This is a genomic window from Psychrobacter sp. AOP7-B1-25 (assembly GCF_052376195.1).
Lineage (GTDB): Bacteria > Pseudomonadota > Gammaproteobacteria > Pseudomonadales > Moraxellaceae > Psychrobacter.
In genome coordinates this window covers 74,905-92,208 of sequence record NZ_JBQSVK010000010.1, presented here as the reverse complement: position 1 = coordinate 92,208, position 17,304 = coordinate 74,905, and the positions used below count along the sequence as shown (strand labels likewise).

Sequence of the window (17,304 nt, the reverse complement as noted above, 5' to 3'; positions counted from 1 at the left end):
TGAATGATCAATAAAAAGCTGTTTAACGGCTCATAATAGAACTAAATCATCATAAACCTAGCTATCAACCGCACGAACCACTGCTTAAACAATGCTCCGAACTAATTCTTGTATCCGTTATTATACGCTGACTTGTCTTAAATAGTCATACATCTCTCAATCGAAATCAACTTCTCTCTAACTAGTAGATATAAATCTCGATTGATTATAATCTTTCTTGTAACCGTATAATTATCTTGATATGCAAGGTCGCGATATTAGCTGACCGACATCATCAAACAATCTATAAAATCCGTTAACATATGGAATAGCAGTCCAGTTCCAATGATATTAAAAGGCTTACGAAGAAAGAGTAAAACAAAATACACTAGCATCGCATAATAAGTATGTAACGGATGAAAATTAATGCTACATCTATTTGCCTGAAATATTGGATTTGCTACCAGATGATCTATATCAACCAACATGGTCGCAAGCAAAATAAGATATGCTTTTTTCCACTCTTTTCTAAAAAACGCAATCGCGATAAAAAGAGGAAAACCAAAGTGCAAGAAGTAATGTATCAATGTCTGCATACTAACCTATTAGTTTTAGTCTTCTCTATATAAGACCACCAAAACCAATATTTATTAATATACTGACAGCACTAAAAGGCAACACCTCAGTGTCACCTTTGAATCATTATCTAACGCACTACTGTTATATATTTCAATATTCTATAATTTCGATATCGACGCAAAGTTATATAAATAGCAAAGCAAGCATAAAAGGCATAAACAATAAATGGAGCTCATATCGAGAATTGAACTCGAGACCTCTCCCTTACCAAGGGAGTGCTCTACCGCTGAGCTATATGAGCGTATATTGAAACCTTTGATCTGCACTAAAAAAAATATCACGATGCAGCAATAGTTACTGACTCTCGTGATGATTTATTGTTATGCTTTGCGATGGTGTATATATGGAGCGGGTGGCGGGAATCGAACCCGCGTCATTAGCTTGGAAGGCTAAGGTGTTACCATTATACCACACCCGCATTTACTCTCATTCAGGACAACTCTAATCGAGAGTTGTTAAATATAGAGCATGCTTGGCGCTATGACAAACTTTAGAAAATATGGTGGTGGGAGAAGGATTCGAACCTTCGAAGCTTTCGCGACAGATTTACAGTCTGTTGGGTTTGACCGCTCCCCAATCCCACCTTAGGGTGCTTTGAACAAAAATGACTTTCATTTAAGACAAATTCATAAAAAGCTACTTTAAAAGAGATGGTGCCGACTGCCGGGATCGAACTGGCGACCTACTGATTACAAGTCAGTTGCTCTACCAACTGAGCTAAGTCGGCTTGTTCTCTCTAAAGTGGTGGCTATTCTATCAAATTTTTTGAGATGCGCAAGTACTTTTTCATCTTTTTTTGAATTAATTTAATATAAATATTTAAGTCACTGATTAGGATAGTTTTTTTATCAGTGAAAATATGGCAATAAGTTGGCTCTTTACTTGCAACCTTTATCTTTGCCATATTACTGGCTATTTAATTAGCGAATGCGCAAGCCGTTACAGGCCATTTCTACGGCTTTTATTAATGCTAATGCCTTCTTATTGGTTTCATCCCATTCTTTTTCTGGTATAGAATCAGCAACAACTCCTGCTCCAGCTCCAGCTTGAATATATACCTTACCACGCCGCATCACCGCAGTACGGATAGCAATGGCAGTATCCATATTGCCATTCCACCCTAAATAACCAACTGAACCACCAAATACCGTTCGGCGCACTGGTTCTATCTCATCGATAATCTGCATGGCGCGGATTTTAGGAGCACCCGATAGCGTACCAGTTGGGAAAGTGGCGCAGAACACATCTAGCACATCTTTGTCAGCTCGTATTGTACCTTCCACATTGGATGCAATATGCATCACTTGCGAGTAGCGCTCTATAAACATTTTCTCTGTGACTTTGACACTACCATACTCACAAACGCGGCCAATATCATTGCGACCTAAATCAATGAGCATTAGATGCTCGGCTGTTTCCTTCTCATCATCTAGCAACTCTTGCTCAAGCGCTAGGTCTTCGACCTCATCTTGTTCACGTTGCCGTGTTCCTGCCAGCGGCCTTACGGTCACCTTTCCATTTTCGATACGAGATAGAATTTCAGGAGAAGCACCAATAATATCAAAGCGTTTGTGATCATCGAGTGTATAGCCATGCACCAAAAACAGATACGGTGATGGGTTCAGGTAGCGTAACGCACGATATACGGCTAGAGAGTCGCCCGTATAGTCGGCTGTCAGCCGTTGCGCTGGCACTACCTGCATGACATCACCTTTAGCGATGTAGTCCTTTATCTTATTAACGTCGCTACAATATTTTTCGGCACCTGTTTGCGATATAAATTTGGGCGTAGGCATTATGGGGGCGCGCAAATTAGACGGTTCTGCTAGCTTTTCCTCGATTTGCTCTAACTCACGTATAGCCGAACTGTAGCCATCCTCAGACTGGCAATCAGCATAGACGATGATTGATAGTGTATTCTCTAAATTATCAAACACAATGACGCTCATTGAGAGCATTAGCCACATATCTGGCATCGACATTGGATTGGGTGCATCAGATAAGCCGACACTTGGCTCAATAACACGTACCATATCGTATCCAAAGTAACCGACTAGACCGCCACTAAAGCTTGGCATCGACGGCACATCTTCAGCGGTTGGCATCTGATATTGAGTCATCAGCTCACGCAGGTAATCGAAAGGATTCTCTACTGCCTCTGTATCAATATGATCGTTCCGTTTGGTTGTCATATTGCCATCAGCGTATTGCAAAATAAGATCGCTACCCAATCCAATCATGGAGTATCGTGCCCAGCGCTCACCGCCTACTACAGATTCAAACAGATAGGCAGATCCGTTCAGATCACGCACTTTAGAGAATACAGACACAGGCGTTTGTGCATCCATTAGGCGTTTTTTTACTAGCGGTGCATGGCTAAAACCTCTATCTTTAAAAGCTTGGTATTCTTCAAAAGTCATCATAATAGCGCTCTCTTAGCACCTTATAGGCAATAATAAAACCATAAGCTGCTCTATAAAATATAGCGCCAATATTCGCTAAAATATCGACGCTACAATGAGTCATTTGTTTAAAAAATGGCGAGTACAATAAGTCTCTTTATTAAAAATTACGAAAAAGACTTAGTGCATAGTTCAATTATGCACCGTCCATATTAAACAACCATAAGGCCAAACCGATAATTAGAATTATCACAAATACCCATATAAACCAGCCACCACTTGTCTTCTTCTCTACATGACCTGCATGAGCAGGGTTACTGATTTCTTGATCCATCGCATTATTGCCTTCGGTACCAAGATCACGCGCCTGACCTAAATTAGCCGTGCCTGAAAACTGTGCACTAGCTGCTTGTTTGGCTTTTAAAACTTCAGGGTCAGCTTCTTCTTGTAGCTCTGTCTTTGTCGTTTTGTCATGTTTATCTTGAACTGCTGGCTCTTCATGCACTGCTGGGCGCTCTCCTACCAATGGTGCGCTATCAGTAGATGCTGTCTGTGGTGGCTCTGTGGCCGTCACAGCTTCTGTTTCAGTTGCTGTTGGTACAGTTGTATCAGCTACTACCTCTGTAGCAACTGGCGTTTCTTCTACTGGCGTAGGCGATGCTGCGTCTGCATCAGACAGCACCTCATCAATGCCCGTTTCTTTGACCACTGGACCTGTATCAACGGCTTCTTCAGTAGCTAATTCTTCACCAACTGGCTCTTCAAAAGCGAGCTCTTCGACAACAGGTTCAACGGTCTCATTCGCAGGATTTACTGAGTCTTCGCTTGTATCTGAGTTAATATCTACAGTGGCAGCATCATTTGTAGCAGGTAACACTTCTTCGATACCAGTTTCTTTTATCACTGGCTCGTTGACTGCTTGCTCTTTGATTGGAGCTTCTTCAAGAACGCTTTCTTCAAATACTTGCTCTTCGGTCACAGACTCATTAGCAGGAGCCTCTGTCACAGTAGCTGTATCAGTACTTTCATGTGCATCCGCTACTGGCTCTTCTGTAGTCACTGGTGCTGGTACTTCGTGCTCTGACGTCGTCACTGGTGCAGCAGATGCCTGTACTTGAAAGCTAAAACTTGCAAAACTAAGCGTGTCATTTATTTTTAGATGATTAGATTCATTACCCTCGATACGTTGCTCATTGATAAACGTGCCGTTAGAAGAATCTAAGTCTTTTACATATAGCTGACCATCTAACACACTGAGTACCGCATGATTGCGAGAGACCTGTTTGCTACCTAGAACTACGTCATTATCACTACCACGACCTATAGATAAGCTATCACTAACCGTCAGTGTCAGATCACCTAGCGCTTCCGTCAACGCATTCAGCTGCCAAGTTGTACTTGCTGCCGTATTAATGTTATCTGTCTCGTTTGTCATGTTATAACTCCTTATTTTTCTATTGAATATCCAATGATGCCAAAAATAATAACTCTAAAATATTACTGCCAATTTATGATAAGTATTGTCGCTATTTCTTTAATAATATTTGCCTAGTACTACTTATTAAATATTTTCCCCAAACACTGTACAGTATCTACTCTGGTATAAAATGAGGTTTTATAACTTTATCGAGCTTGCTATATGGGATATTAAGGACAGGCATACCATAAGCATATGGGCCGATAGAGTAATGCTGATAACGAATACTAATGCCTGTGCCTGTCAAAGTCACATTACTGCTTAACGTAAATGGCCAATTTTTCTCATAACTACTTACGTCTTCAGCAACTGTTTTAACCCACGTTTTATAAGCATCATAAGCAAGCGCTTCAAAACGAGTTTTTTTACCTGAGATAAGCATGTCATCAAGCATGACTTGCTTTTTGGTACTTGGGTCAAACACTAGATACTCGCTATAAGGCATACCATGTGCACCGCCAGTATAGACGTAAGAGCTAATCTCAAAAAGTTCAAAGTCATCGACATGACCTAAATAATCGGGCGCTATCATTAAATTATAGCCCCATGACATACCATCAGGCATATCTTGAAATTGCGAATTCACAAAGCTATCAAGAGCAGCCGTAACTTCTTTTTCACTACTTTTACCCTTAATAGGTGCTGACTCTGTCATCTGACTATTGACGACTATGTTATCGATACGAGCGTTGACAGTCTCATCTATCCAGCTTTGACTGCTTTTAAGATATTTAACTTCAATTTCTGGACAGTTATCACGCTTGCCACATGCCTCTTGTATATCACTGGGCAGTTGATACGGTAGGTACTCAGTACTGCTAATAAGGCTTCCTGCATTTACCGACATACTAACTGCACCTAACACTAGGCTGCCAGCTAACATAGCAATTGAACGTATCTGGCTTATCTTTATCGAAAATAGATCAGCGGATATAGATTTATCACCAGTTTGAGTCGTAGTTTGCATATGTCCTCTTTCACAAATATAAGATGCCATTCAATATTCTACCGTAACAATTGCAATGTATTGTAGGAAGACTGTTTGTGTTTTTGAAGTGGTGTAAGTAAATGGATACCTAACTCTTGTCATTTAAATCAAAGATACAGGCAATAAAAAAGACACGGCTAGCGTGTCTTAATCAATAAACGATATAGGGGTATAAATAAATTTAATGTTCGCGAGTGCTACTAAAAGTCACTTCTGGATAGCGATCTTGCATTAGTTGTAGGTTAACACGTGATGGTGCAAGATACGTTAGATAGCCTCCCCCATCTATCGACAATTGGTCATGGGCTTTTTTCTTAAATTTCGCCAATGCTACTTCGTCATCACAGTGAATCCAGCGTACCGTAGCTATCGATACCGGTTCAAAAGTACATTGAACCTTATACTCTTCTTTTAGACGATGCGCGACCACTTCAAACTGTAGTACCCCAACCGCGCCCAACACCAAATCATTGTTAATCTGCGGCATAAATACCTGCGTTGCGCCCTCTTCGCTTAACTGCTGTAAACCTTTTTGCAGTGCTTTTGATTTGAGCGGATCTTTTAGCACCACACGACGGAACAGTTCAGGGGCGAAATGTGGAATACCCGTAAAGCTCAACTCTTCGCCTGCCGTAAAGCTGTCACCGATAGAGATGGTGCCATGGTTGTGCAAACCAATGATATCACCTGGATAGGCTTCTTCTAGCGCCTCGCGGTCGCCTGCTAAAAAGGTCAGCGCATCAGCGATACGTACGTCTTTACCTAGACGCACATGCTTCATTTTCATGCCTTTCTCGTACTTACCAGAACATACTCGCAAGAACGCAATGCGGTCACGGTGACGCGGATCCATATTGGCCTGAATTTTAAATACGAATCCTGTAAAGTCTGTCTCAGTGGCTGATACTTCACGCTCAGTCGTTGGATGGGCTTTCGGCGGCGGTGCATATTTGACCAAGGTATCAAGTACCATGTTGACCCCAAAGTTACCCAGTGCCGTACCAAACAATACTGGCGTCATCTCACCCGCCAAAAATGCTTCAACGCTAAATTCTTCTAGCGCCATCTGTACCAGTTCAAGTGACTCTTCGAACGCATCAAACATCAGTGTTCCTAGGCGTTCGCGAATATCTGGATAATCATAGCCCTCGCGAGTCTCAGAAACGGTCATCTTGCCGCCATTACCTTTTTCATATAGGTAGGTTTTGTCTTCTGCAAGGTGATAGACCCCAACAAAATCCTGTCCCATACCAATCGGCCAAGTGACTGGCACACATTTGATCTTTAACACCGATTCGATTTCACTAAGCAACTCAAGCGGCTCACGAATTTGACGATCTAGTTTGTTGACGAATGAGATGATAGGCGTATCACGCATACGACATACTTCCATCAGCTTGATGGTACGTTCTTCGACACCTTTTGCACCATCGACCATCATCAGCGCACTATCCACTGCGGTCAACGTACGATATGTATCTTCACTAAAGTCGGCGTGACCTGGGGTATCTAGTAGGTTGACCATATGGTCTTTATACGGAAACTGCATGACAGACGTCGTGATTGAGATACCACGCTCTTGCTCCATTCTCATCCAATCTGAGGTTGCATGACGATCCGTCTTACGGCCTTTTACTTCGCCCACTACCTGAATTGCTTGACCCCACAACAGGAGTTTTTCGGTCATGGTGGTTTTACCAGCATCGGGATGCGAGATAATGGCAAAGGTGCGGCGCTTAGCAACTTCTTTGTTTAATTTCTTTGGATCTACGCTCATAATTTTCAGCTTCAACAGTTATGTGATTTAGAAGTGACTCTAAATAAATAAAATAAATAATGGGCGTATTGTAGCGGATTTAGCATCAGGGTGCAGAATTAGCGTATAAAAAAACACGCTCTATTATTTAAACAAAGCGTGTTTTTGAGCTCTCTAATTGTGATCGTCATGCTGGATTAGCACGACTGATAGCCATCAACTCATCTCAATAGTAGCGTTTGATTTGCTCAGCTAAGAAGTCGCCAGCCACCTCATTGACGATTGTACAATCGACTACGTCAAAACGACTGTCTGTGTTCGGATCGGTACTGCCTTTGGCGACATAGTTTGCTTCATAAACGTCCTTTCCGTACTCAACACCGCTATATTCATAAGCAGGCTGATCATCGTACTCAAAAAACATGACTTGCGCGGCTTGTTGCTGATTGCCTGCGCCAACTCCGAACTGAGAAGTTCTATGATCTCTATCTGCACTAAAGCGGGTTTTGGCTACGTCAATCCATCTCTCTATTGATGCATATCCCGTTTTGTTTTTATCATTAAATGCCAAAAATGAGCGCTCACTGGTTACCACAGGAATGTAACAAACCGACCCTTCAGGGAAAGCAACATTGGTTGGAATTTCAGAGTAGTTATTTAAATCGGTAATAATACCGTATCTATTGTTCACGTTTGCACTAGCAACATAGCTGTTCGCACGCAAACCGGATAAATTGAGCGTCTTGTAAGTGGTTTCGTAGTCTAGCTGGTTGTTAGTGTTTTTTTCATAGATAGGGCGTTTGATCGTCCGATTATTAACCTCAATGTCTTTATTTTCAAGTCGACCCTCGAAGTCGTCTGCCAGCACCGTTCTGTCTAAATCATTCAGGCTTTGATTGCTATAACTGTTGATGATATTGGTTGTTTTGATCTCGCGGGCACCAGTACGATAGCTTTCATCAATTCTCGCGATTGCCGTAGCATTGGCTTTGCTATCATAGCTATTAGCGAAGCTTGTCAATGTAATCTCGCTACTAGCCGTCCCATAAGCGCCGTCTTCTTCGCACCCTATCAAAGCGAGCGTCGTCAAAAAGCAAACACTAGGTATCACAATCCATCTCTGCATCAAACAATGTCCTTATAACTAAGACTTATATTATCTATACTAATAACGTACACATGGTTCATTGCCGCTATTGTACCTCTTTGACGACTATACGATAAGACTGTAAATCTAAAAACGAATAAAACTGTGCTCAAAACTTTATTTACAAACTAGCAGTATATATTTACTCTCGATGCACTGAGCTGCGTGAGCGATTTGTTATGCTAGGTCTCATATTAAGATTTATTACTCAAATATAAACATAAAAACTCACAACAAAGGATGTGTCATGAAATCTCTATACTCTACCAAATCTACAGTTACTGGCGGTCGCATGGGTACGGCAACCTTAAGCGATAGTGATCTTGAAATCAATATGGTACCACCAGGCGGTAATGAAAAAGGTAATAACCCTGAGCAATTACTCGCTATGGGTTATGGCGCTTGTTTTGATGGCGCTTTAGGCGTAGTTAAAAAAATGGAAAGCGCAACATTTGGCTCAACTGTTGAGACCTCTGTAGACCTATTACAAGGTGACAGTCACGAATATAAGCTTGCCGTAAAAATTCATGTTATCGCTGACAATACAGATTTATCTGCTGACGAAATTCAAAAATTGGTCGAAAAGGCGCATGAAGTATGCCCATACTCGAAAGCAACCAACGGTAATATTGATGTTGAAGTCTCTTCAGAAGTAAAATAACGTATTCAGAGACTTGTTATCAACATCTATCAAATGATAAATAGTTGATAGTTATTTAGTGCTAAAAGAACTCAGACTATCTGGGTTCTTTTTTTGTCTTTAGTATTTTATTTGCCCGAGCTATGGAATATCGAAAACTCAATTTAGATTTCAATAAAAAGAACACGATAGAATACAGCGTAACGATTAAGCAGTTCGGCACGCGCTGATTTTATCGTTATAATAAGCATATATATTTTTATCTAATAGCTGATAAGTGACTTTTATGACTGATGACATAGCTGACAATACCACCGATAACGACCACAACTCTCATCAAGCGCTTGACCCCAAAGCATTACCGAACTTCGATACCATGCCTAACGTGGCGCTGATGGATACCAGTCACGTAGACAAAGATCAACCACCTTTTATTTTAGTTGATGGCTCTTATTATCTGTTCCGCACTTATCATGCCCTGCCAAAAACCATGCAAAACTCGCAGGGCCTCATCACCAATGCGATACGCGGTACACTTAACGCATTACTTAAACTGATGCGTCGCTATCACCCTACCCATATGGCGGTCTGCTTCGATACCAAATCACCGACTTTTCGCCATCATATGTCTGCTGATTACAAAGCTGCTCGTCCGCCCATTGATATCGAGCTAGTAGAGCAGATTCCTTATATTCATCGCTTAGTCACCGCATTAGGTATTCCACTGTTGCGTATTGAAGGTGCAGAGGCCGACGATATCATCGGTACACTTGCGCACCGTGCGGTCGAACAAGGTCATCATGTGGTTATTTCAACGGGTGATAAAGACATGATGCAGTTGGTCAATGACTGCGTCATACTGGAAGATAGCTTTACAGGCAAAATCACGGATACTCCAGCAGTAATCGATAAATTTGGTATTAACCCAAATCAGATGATCGACTTCTTGACGCTAATGGGTGACGCCTCTGACGGTATTAAAGGCGTGCCTGGTATTGGTAAAAAGACCGCTAAAGATTTGCTCGTTGAGTATGGTGACATCGAAAACATGCTTAAGCATATTGGCTTTATCAAAGGTCGCGGAGCTAAAGGTCTGATCGAACACGCCGACGACATTCCTTTTAACAGAAATCTTGCTACCATCGTCACTAACTTAGCCATCGGTCAAGACTGGAATGATCTGAAAATTAATACTGACCCTTGCGCGCATATAGCTGAATTACGCGACTTATATAATGAGCTTGAGTTTAGAAATGAGCTGGCATCATTGGATCACCCAAATCACCCTGCCAATGGTTCTAAAAGTGTTGCTGATAGTCAGGCCGATACTGAGTCACAAGCACAAGTAGCAAAATCACTCCAATCAACCAAAAGTGACAACATCAAAGACAGCGCTAACCATGATAAAGCATGGCACACTGTGCTCGACGAGCCAGCGCTTGATGGCTTAGTCGAGTCTTTAGAAGCTGCTTCGCACTTTGTCATTGATACCGAAACCACTAGCATTCATTGGCGTGACGCACAAATTGTTGGTTTATCCTTCGCCTTGCAAGCACATGAAGCGTATTACATTCCGCTTACGCATAGCCTAGAAGATGATGAGCTGACAGCCAAGCAGCTTGATCGTGATATGGTATTGGCTCGCTTAAAACCTATACTAGAAAATCCCAAAATTGGCAAAATCGGTCAGCATTTGAAATATGATGCGCATATCCTCGCTCACTATGATATCGATCTAGTTAGCGCCATACATGAGCAGCCAAATAACTGGGCAATGGATACCATGCTTGCCAGCTACGTCATCAATGCGGCAGCCACTCGCCACGGTATGGATGATTTGGCACGTCATTATTTGCAAACGCAAACCATCAGCTTCGAAGATGTGGCAGGTAAAGGCGCTAAGCAAGTCACCTTCGATCAAGTGGCCATCGATATCGCTAGTGACTATGCTTGTGAAGATGCCGATATCACCTATCAATTATTTGACGTATTCAGCGTTGAGCTGGCTAATGATACTAATAATGCCAAGCTGCTACATGAGCTAGAGATTCCTACCGCTGAGATACTGTGCCAAATGGAAGCGAATGGTATTTTGATTAAACGCTCATTTTTGAACGAGCTTTCAAAACGCTTTGATGAAGAAATTATCGCTCTAGAGAAGCGCGCCTATGAAGTGGCAGGTGAAGAGTTTAACTTAGGCTCTCCTAAGCAGCTTGGTGAAATGCTGTTTGAAAAGCTAGGCGTCGCTGGCGGTAAAAAAACCAAGTCTGGTCAATACTCAACTGGCGAGGCTGTACTATCAAAAATCGATCATCCACTGGTCGATATCACCTTGGAGTATCGCGGTCTATCTAAGCTCAAGAGCACTTATACCGATGCACTTGATAATGTCGCAGACAATGAAACTGATCGCGTACACACTAGCTACCACCAAGCACTAACCAGTACTGGACGTTTGTCATCGACAGATCCTAACTTGCAAAACATCCCAATTCGTACTGCAACTGGCCGCTTAATTCGTCAAGCTTTTATCGCCCCAGAAGGTCGCGTTATCTTGGCTGCGGATTACTCACAAATTGAACTTCGTTTGATGGCGCATTTCTCAGGTGATAACAACCTAACTCATGCCTTTAATGAAGGATTAGATATTCACGCGGCGACTGCTGCTGAGGTACTTAGTAAGGATGTCGCAGACGTTACCTCGACCGAGCGCCGTAATGCCAAGGCCATTAACTTTGGTCTACTATACGGTATGAGTGCCTTTGGGCTTGCCAAACAGCTACAGATGAGTCGCGGCGAAGCACAAGACTATATCGATATGTATTTTGAGCGTTATCCAGGCGTCAAAAACTATATGATTAATACTCGTGCCAGCGCTTATGAACAAGGTTATGTCGAGACTATTTTAGGCCGTAAGCTCTATACGCCTGATATCAATCATAGTAATCGTATGGTCAAGCAAGGGGCTGAGCGTGCGGCGATTAATGCGCCACTTCAAGGATCAGCAGCAGATTTGATTAAGCTAGCCATGATTGCCGTCGATCAAGTATTGCCAAAAGAGCAGGCCAAAATGCTGCTACAAGTTCATGATGAATTGGTTTTTGAAGTCGATGCCGATAAAGTAGACGAAGTTAGTCAGCTGATTACGGATGCCATGCAAGATGTCCTAACAACCACTGCCGTAGAAAAAGGCTGGAACGTTGACTTTGCTGTGCCATTATTGGTTGAGACTGATAGTGGTCAGAACTGGGATGAGGCGCACTAAGTATTAACTGCCATTTTATTAAGCATCCAAGATATGGTTATTCACATACCTTGCAGGTAAAACAGTTTTTGATAACTGATACTACACTAAATGATTATATATTATTTATATTAACAATTACTTATGACTAATTAGTTATCTTTCACAACAGTAATATCTAGCTATGGGGTTTATAATAGATCATCTATTAAATTCTAACTATTTGGTATTTTTTGCTTTGAAGTGAGCCTACGGGCTCACTTTTTTGTTTTTAACACATTTTTTGACACGCAGGAGTCATTTATTTTGAATTCAGATGGCATCATTGAAATCCCCGGTATGATCCTGTTGTTTGCCTGCTTACTACGTTGTACACAATATTTTGTAAAAAGTCATGTCAAACAAGTTAAAGCTTTTTGGCTGGCAGCCGTACTTATATTTGTCGCTGTTATTCGTCGCGAGTTGAACTATTTACCAGACTTACTGGTTCCAAGCGATTTTTTATTGCTTGGTCAGTCTTATGACTGGTGGGAAGATAGCATCCTTACCATTATCTAATCTCGTCGCGCTTGGTCTGCTAGCTTATACAAGGCACTACCTGTGGGCAGTGCTAAAAAACGTGCCAGTTTCTCTTTATCTTAGTGTTGTTGTACTGGCAGTCATTCAGTACATGGGTGAGAACGCCATTGTATTCCCGCATACATTTGGTGAAATTGTCGAAGAGCTGTCTGAAACTACAATCTACGGTATTGCCTTGACCTACTTGTGGCGATTCGAACTGACTGACTATCGACTAAAAATATAAACTTTAATTTAACGACCTTACTACCATACAAAGATTTAGTGAATATTTTATACATCATTACGGCTACTTATATTGAGTAGCCGTTTGGCATCCTGCCCATCATCTTACATTTTTTGAACATCCTGTCACACCTTACTACTAGTGAAAGTTTGTATAAGCGTACAAACTGAGAAGTATGTTATCTACATTGCTATGAGCAATGCTTTGATAAGCGAGTACGTTACCTTTATATCTAATAACTACAATAAGGAATTATTCATGGAAAACTCAAAAAACCCGTTACCAGAAGATATGGATCAGATTGATGGAAATCGTCGTAACAACAATGACAGCCAAAGCGAACAAGACAACCAACTGGTCGATTTGGACAATCCTATGCTGCATACGATAGATAACGATGATGTGATTGATAACAGTGCAGGATTTAATAACTCCGAAGTCGGTAGTGATGTAACCCAAGGATTAACACCTTCACACCGTCAAAACCTTGATGAGTCACGTGTCGACGAGATTTTGGTTCAGGACAACCTTGATGACAGCGATTATCCAAATGCAATGGATATTGCTGATAGAGAAGCGGCTGAGCGTAGCAACGATGATGATTTTTAGAACTTAATATAACTACTAATACAATCCTTTGCTCATAAAAAAGCACGCTTAAGATAATTAAGCGTGCTTTTTTGATTTTATTATTTAACTCGTTAAAACAGCGAGTCTTGACGGGTTAAACCCAGCCGTCTAACGTGCCAGCCCAACCTTTTACCAGAGGCAAACTCAACGCTTCAAGCAATTCAATATGTGTCTCATCAAGGTTCAGTGCAGGAATATAATGATACTCTTGCCCGCCAGCATTGAGGAAGTTATCACGATTTTCAATAGCCAACTCTTCTAGTGTCTCTAGGCAATCTGCTGAAAACGCTGGACTAATCACCTGCACCGAGCGTACACCTGATTTACCCCAATCCTCCAAGACTACATCGGTATATGGCTTAACCCATTCTTGCTTACCAAAGCGTGACTGGAAGCTAATAATCCATTCGTCTTCTGTCAGGCCAAGTTCATGCGCCACTTGTGCCGCGGTACATTTACAACGTTTAGGATAAGGATCGCCTTTGTCGGCATAAGGCTGCGGGATTCCATGAAAACTAAACATTAACTTTTCAGGCTTACCATGTTTTTCTTGAAAACGGCGAATAGAGTTGGCCAATGCTTGAATATAGAGCGGATGGGCAAAGTAGTCTTTGACAATCGTATAGTTTGGCAAATTGCGTTGTTTTAGCGTCCATTTCGTCAGCGCATCATATACCGCGCCGCCTGAAGAAGCCGAGTACTGCGGAAACAACGGCAGAATGACAAAGTGATCAACCCCTTCACCACGCAGCGTATCCATCACATCAGGCAAACCCGGATTGCCGTAGCTCATCGCAGGATGCACAGAGACTCGAAATGGAGCCACACTATCAGCCAAACGTGGTTCTAACAGCTCAACTTGGCTTTTTAATATTTTACGAATCGGTGAATCACCTTCCCAGATACTGGCGTAAGCCTCTGCTACGCGTTTAGGACGACTTGGTAAGACAAATAAATTCAGAATGATCGCCCACAGAAATTTAGGAATTTCAATCACTCGTGGGTCTGACAAAAATTGTTTGAGGTAACGACGTACGGCAGGTGCTGTTGGCTCATCTGGTGTACCAAGATTCACTAACAAAACGGCAATACGTGGGGGCAGTTTAGGTTTCATAGCAGCACTTTATTAGCAGTAAGTTATTAAGGGTGATGTCAAAATAATAAGAGATGATACTGTTAAGACACAGTTGAATGAACACCTTATTAGTGTAGCATTTTATCCATTAATGACGCAGGCTAAAAGCGTACCTATACAATTTGACACGCAGTTGCTATTTATTAGCTCTTGATTACTGGATGCTGGCGACGTATTCATTATTTGTTTATGGTGCATCTGTCATAAAAACCACGCACGAAAGGCGCGCTCGACGGTTGTACTCCAACGCGCATCACCATACAATAGGCAGGCCCAGTTTATAAAAACCGTGTAGGTAAAATAGCCTGTTAACAACGTGCCGTTTTGCTTTTATTTTATTGATGATTGTAGTCTTGCGAGGTAGCTTTGAACGCACGCTCTGATAATACCAGTGACCAGCATCCTAATTCACAACCTCACACTAACAGCTCGGCCAGTATCGACAGTACTACAGGGTCAGTGGGTGTCGTGACGCCCCGGAACTTTCATTTCGCTGAGCCCTTAACGTTAGAATGCAACCGTACCCTGCCCTCGTTTGACTTAATGGTAGAGACTTACGGTACGCTCAATAGCGACAAATCAAATGCAATTCTAATTTGCCACGCGTTATCGGGTAGTCATCATGCAGCGGGCTTTCATAGTCCTGATGACAAAAAAGCGGGCTGGTGGGACAATATGATTGGTCCCAATAAAGCCATCGATACCAATCAGTTCTATGTGGTGTGTGTCAATAATATCGGTAGCTGTTTTGGTTCAACAGGGCCTACCACTATTAACCCCGATAGCGTTGGTTCGGATAGTGTTAGTTCAGACAGCGTTGATTCAGATAGTAGCGATGAACCGCGAGTGTATGGCCCTGACTTTCCGCTGATCACCATCAAAGACTGGGTGAAAACCCAGGCCATGCTCTCAGATCGTTTGGGTATCGACGTTTGGCATGCCATCGTTGGTGGCTCAATGGGCGGTATGCAAGCGCTACAATGGTCTGTTGATTATCCAGAGCGATTAAAACGCTGTGTGGTTATCGCTAGTACGCCAAAGCTATCTGCTCAAAATATCGCTTTCAACGAAGTGGCACGTCAATCTATCTTATCTGACCCTGACTTTAAGGACGGACGCTATATACAAGAAGGCACCTATCCTCGTCGCGGACTGATATTGGCACGTATGGTTGGACATATTACCTATTTAACTGATGACGCGATGAAAGCCAAATTTGGCCGTGATTTAAAATCTGGCAAATTCATGTATGGCTACGATGTCGAGTTTCAGGTCGAAAGCTATCTGCGCTATCAAGGCGAGCGCTTTAGTGAAAACTTCGATGCCAATACCTATCTACTCATGACCAAAGCCTTAGATTACTTTGATCCGACGCGAGATTATCCATCAACGGTAGCAAAAGATACTATAGAGTCAGCAGTGCAAATAGAAGGTTCTATCGCTGCATCAGTCGAGTCGAGTAAAGCCACTGCACAGAGTGAATTAGAAGATGCAGTAACGACGATTGAAGATAGTGAATCTGAGCGTCAGCAAGAGCTTTCTGCGCTCAAAGCAGCCTTTGCTCATACACAATGCCAATATCTGATCGTATCATTTACCACAGACTGGCGCTTTGCACCTGAGCGCTCACAAGAGATTGTCGATGCGCTGATGGCTACTGGCAAACCAGTCAGCTATATCAATATTGATGCGCCGCACGGACATGACTCATTCTTATTTGATATTCCTCGCTACATGGGTGCGGTCAAAGGGTTTTTGACTGCGCCATTTATTACCCAAAGCCGCCCAGCTGCAGGAGAGCGCTCATGAGAATGGATCACCAACTGGCAGAGCGCTGGATTGCGCCGCAAGCACATGTACTGGATTTAGGTTGCGGTAATGGCGAGCTGCTTGCACACTTACAGCAGAAACTAGGTGTAACAGGGTACGGACTAGAAATTGATGAAGACAAAATCAATGAGGCGATTGGCAATGGCTTATCAATTGTCGAACAGGACCTCAACGATGGTTTAGCGCGCTTTGCTGATAATAGCTTTGACACGGTCGTCATGGCACGTGCGCTACAAGCGGTAAAAGCACCTGATGAGTTGTTGCTTGATATGCTGAGAGTTGCCCGTGAAGCAGTCATCACCTTCCCTAACTTTGCGCATTGGCAAAACCGCATTCATTTAGGGCTAAAAGGCATGATGCCTGTTTCTGAAGCGCTACCTTATGAATGGTACAACACGCCAAACATTCATCTATGTACTTTCAAAGACTTTGAATTGCTATGCGCGCAGCATGATATTCATATCATTAATCGTTTCGCGGTTAGTGATTCTGAAAAAGGCCATACACCTTTGATGAAAACGTTAATCAGACAAGCACCTAACCTTTTGGCAGACGTCGCTATCTACCGAGTGACCAAAAAATAGCCGATAAACTATCAGCTACCTTGAGATATTGAAGACTACTAAATACTA

Annotated in this window: 14 protein-coding genes and 4 tRNA genes; 7 read left to right on the top strand and 11 right to left on the bottom strand. The window is 42.3% G+C overall.

Annotation, left to right across the window (positions count from 1 at the left end):
• Positions 1-257 precede the first annotated feature (257 nt).
• The 10 genes from ACT3QR_RS09555 to ACT3QR_RS09510 all read right to left on the bottom strand — a co-directional run bounded on the left by ACT3QR_RS09555 (position 258) and on the right by ACT3QR_RS09510 (position 8,367).
• Positions 258-575: a DUF6122 family protein gene (locus ACT3QR_RS09555; protein ID WP_444521117.1), complete on the bottom strand. Its 318-nt coding sequence runs from the start codon at positions 573-575 to the stop codon at positions 258-260.
• Positions 576-784: 209 nt separating this feature from the next.
• A tRNA-Thr gene (locus tag ACT3QR_RS09550) sits at positions 785-859 on the bottom strand.
• A 103-nt stretch (positions 860-962) separates the two neighbouring features.
• A tRNA-Gly gene (locus ACT3QR_RS09545) sits at positions 963-1,036 on the bottom strand.
• An 82-nt stretch (positions 1,037-1,118) separates the two neighbouring features.
• Positions 1,119-1,202: transfer RNA gene (locus ACT3QR_RS09540), tRNA-Tyr, on the bottom strand.
• Positions 1,203-1,269: 67 nt separating this feature from the next.
• Positions 1,270-1,345 (bottom strand) — tRNA-Thr (locus tag ACT3QR_RS09535).
• A gap of 193 nt (positions 1,346-1,538) precedes the next feature.
• Entirely contained in the window at positions 1,539-3,041 is a 1,503-nt protein-coding gene (locus ACT3QR_RS09530) for an anthranilate synthase component I family protein (protein WP_444521116.1), read from the bottom strand.
• 175 nt (positions 3,042-3,216) lie between these two features.
• Positions 3,217-4,455 (bottom strand): FHA domain-containing protein, encoded by a 1,239-nt coding sequence (locus tag ACT3QR_RS09525; RefSeq protein WP_444521115.1) that lies wholly within the window; start codon positions 4,453-4,455, stop codon positions 3,217-3,219.
• A gap of 157 nt (positions 4,456-4,612) precedes the next feature.
• Positions 4,613-5,464 carry an RsiV family protein gene (locus ACT3QR_RS09520; RefSeq protein WP_444521114.1) on the bottom strand — a complete coding sequence of 284 codons (852 nt, stop codon included), beginning with the start codon at positions 5,462-5,464 and terminating at the stop codon, positions 4,613-4,615.
• Positions 5,465-5,666: 202 nt separating this feature from the next.
• Positions 5,667-7,262: a peptide chain release factor 3 gene (locus ACT3QR_RS09515; RefSeq protein WP_444521113.1), complete on the bottom strand. Its 1,596-nt coding sequence runs from the start codon at positions 7,260-7,262 to the stop codon at positions 5,667-5,669.
• Positions 7,263-7,467: 205 nt separating this feature from the next.
• A complete protein-coding gene (locus ACT3QR_RS09510) occupies positions 7,468-8,367 on the bottom strand; it encodes a hypothetical protein (RefSeq protein ID WP_444521112.1) in 900 nt (299 codons plus the stop codon).
• A gap of 268 nt (positions 8,368-8,635) precedes the next feature.
• Between ACT3QR_RS09510 and ACT3QR_RS09505 the strand changes: the two genes are divergently transcribed.
• The 5 genes from ACT3QR_RS09505 (at position 8,636) to ACT3QR_RS09485 (ending at position 13,686) form a co-directional block, all read left to right on the top strand.
• Positions 8,636-9,049, top strand: coding sequence for an Ohr family peroxiredoxin (locus tag ACT3QR_RS09505; protein WP_444521111.1), 414 nt, complete (start codon positions 8,636-8,638; stop codon positions 9,047-9,049).
• Between the two features lie 265 nt (positions 9,050-9,314).
• Positions 9,315-12,293 carry a DNA polymerase I gene (gene polA, locus ACT3QR_RS09500; RefSeq protein WP_444521110.1) on the top strand — a complete coding sequence of 993 codons (2,979 nt, stop codon included), beginning with the start codon at positions 9,315-9,317 and terminating at the stop codon, positions 12,291-12,293.
• A 285-nt stretch (positions 12,294-12,578) separates the two neighbouring features.
• Positions 12,579-12,830: a hypothetical protein gene (locus ACT3QR_RS09495; protein ID WP_444521109.1), complete on the top strand. Its 252-nt coding sequence runs from the start codon at positions 12,579-12,581 to the stop codon at positions 12,828-12,830.
• Entirely contained in the window at positions 12,793-13,077 is a 285-nt protein-coding gene (locus ACT3QR_RS09490) for a hypothetical protein (RefSeq protein ID WP_444521108.1), read from the top strand. Before ACT3QR_RS09495 ends, ACT3QR_RS09490 begins: the two co-directional genes overlap by 38 nt.
• Before the next feature lie 258 nt (positions 13,078-13,335).
• Positions 13,336-13,686, top strand: a complete 351-nt coding sequence (locus ACT3QR_RS09485) for a hypothetical protein (protein WP_444521107.1) — start codon at positions 13,336-13,338, stop codon at positions 13,684-13,686.
• 115 nt (positions 13,687-13,801) lie between these two features.
• On the opposite strand, the gene hemH is transcribed toward ACT3QR_RS09485, so the two are convergent.
• Positions 13,802-14,821, bottom strand: a complete 1,020-nt coding sequence (hemH, locus tag ACT3QR_RS09480; RefSeq protein ID WP_444521106.1) for a ferrochelatase — start codon at positions 14,819-14,821, stop codon at positions 13,802-13,804.
• Positions 14,822-15,280: 459 nt separating this feature from the next.
• On the opposite strand from hemH, the gene metX reads away from it, so the two are divergent.
• On the top strand, positions 15,281-16,651 hold the full coding sequence (gene metX / locus ACT3QR_RS09475; protein ID WP_444521120.1) for a homoserine O-acetyltransferase MetX: 1,371 nt from the start codon (positions 15,281-15,283) through the stop codon (positions 16,649-16,651).
• On the top strand, positions 16,648-17,256 hold the full coding sequence (metW, locus tag ACT3QR_RS09470) for a methionine biosynthesis protein MetW (RefSeq protein ID WP_444521105.1): 609 nt from the start codon (positions 16,648-16,650) through the stop codon (positions 17,254-17,256). The genes metX and metW overlap by 4 nt, the downstream gene beginning before the upstream one ends.
• Positions 17,257-17,304: the final 48 nt, after the last annotated feature.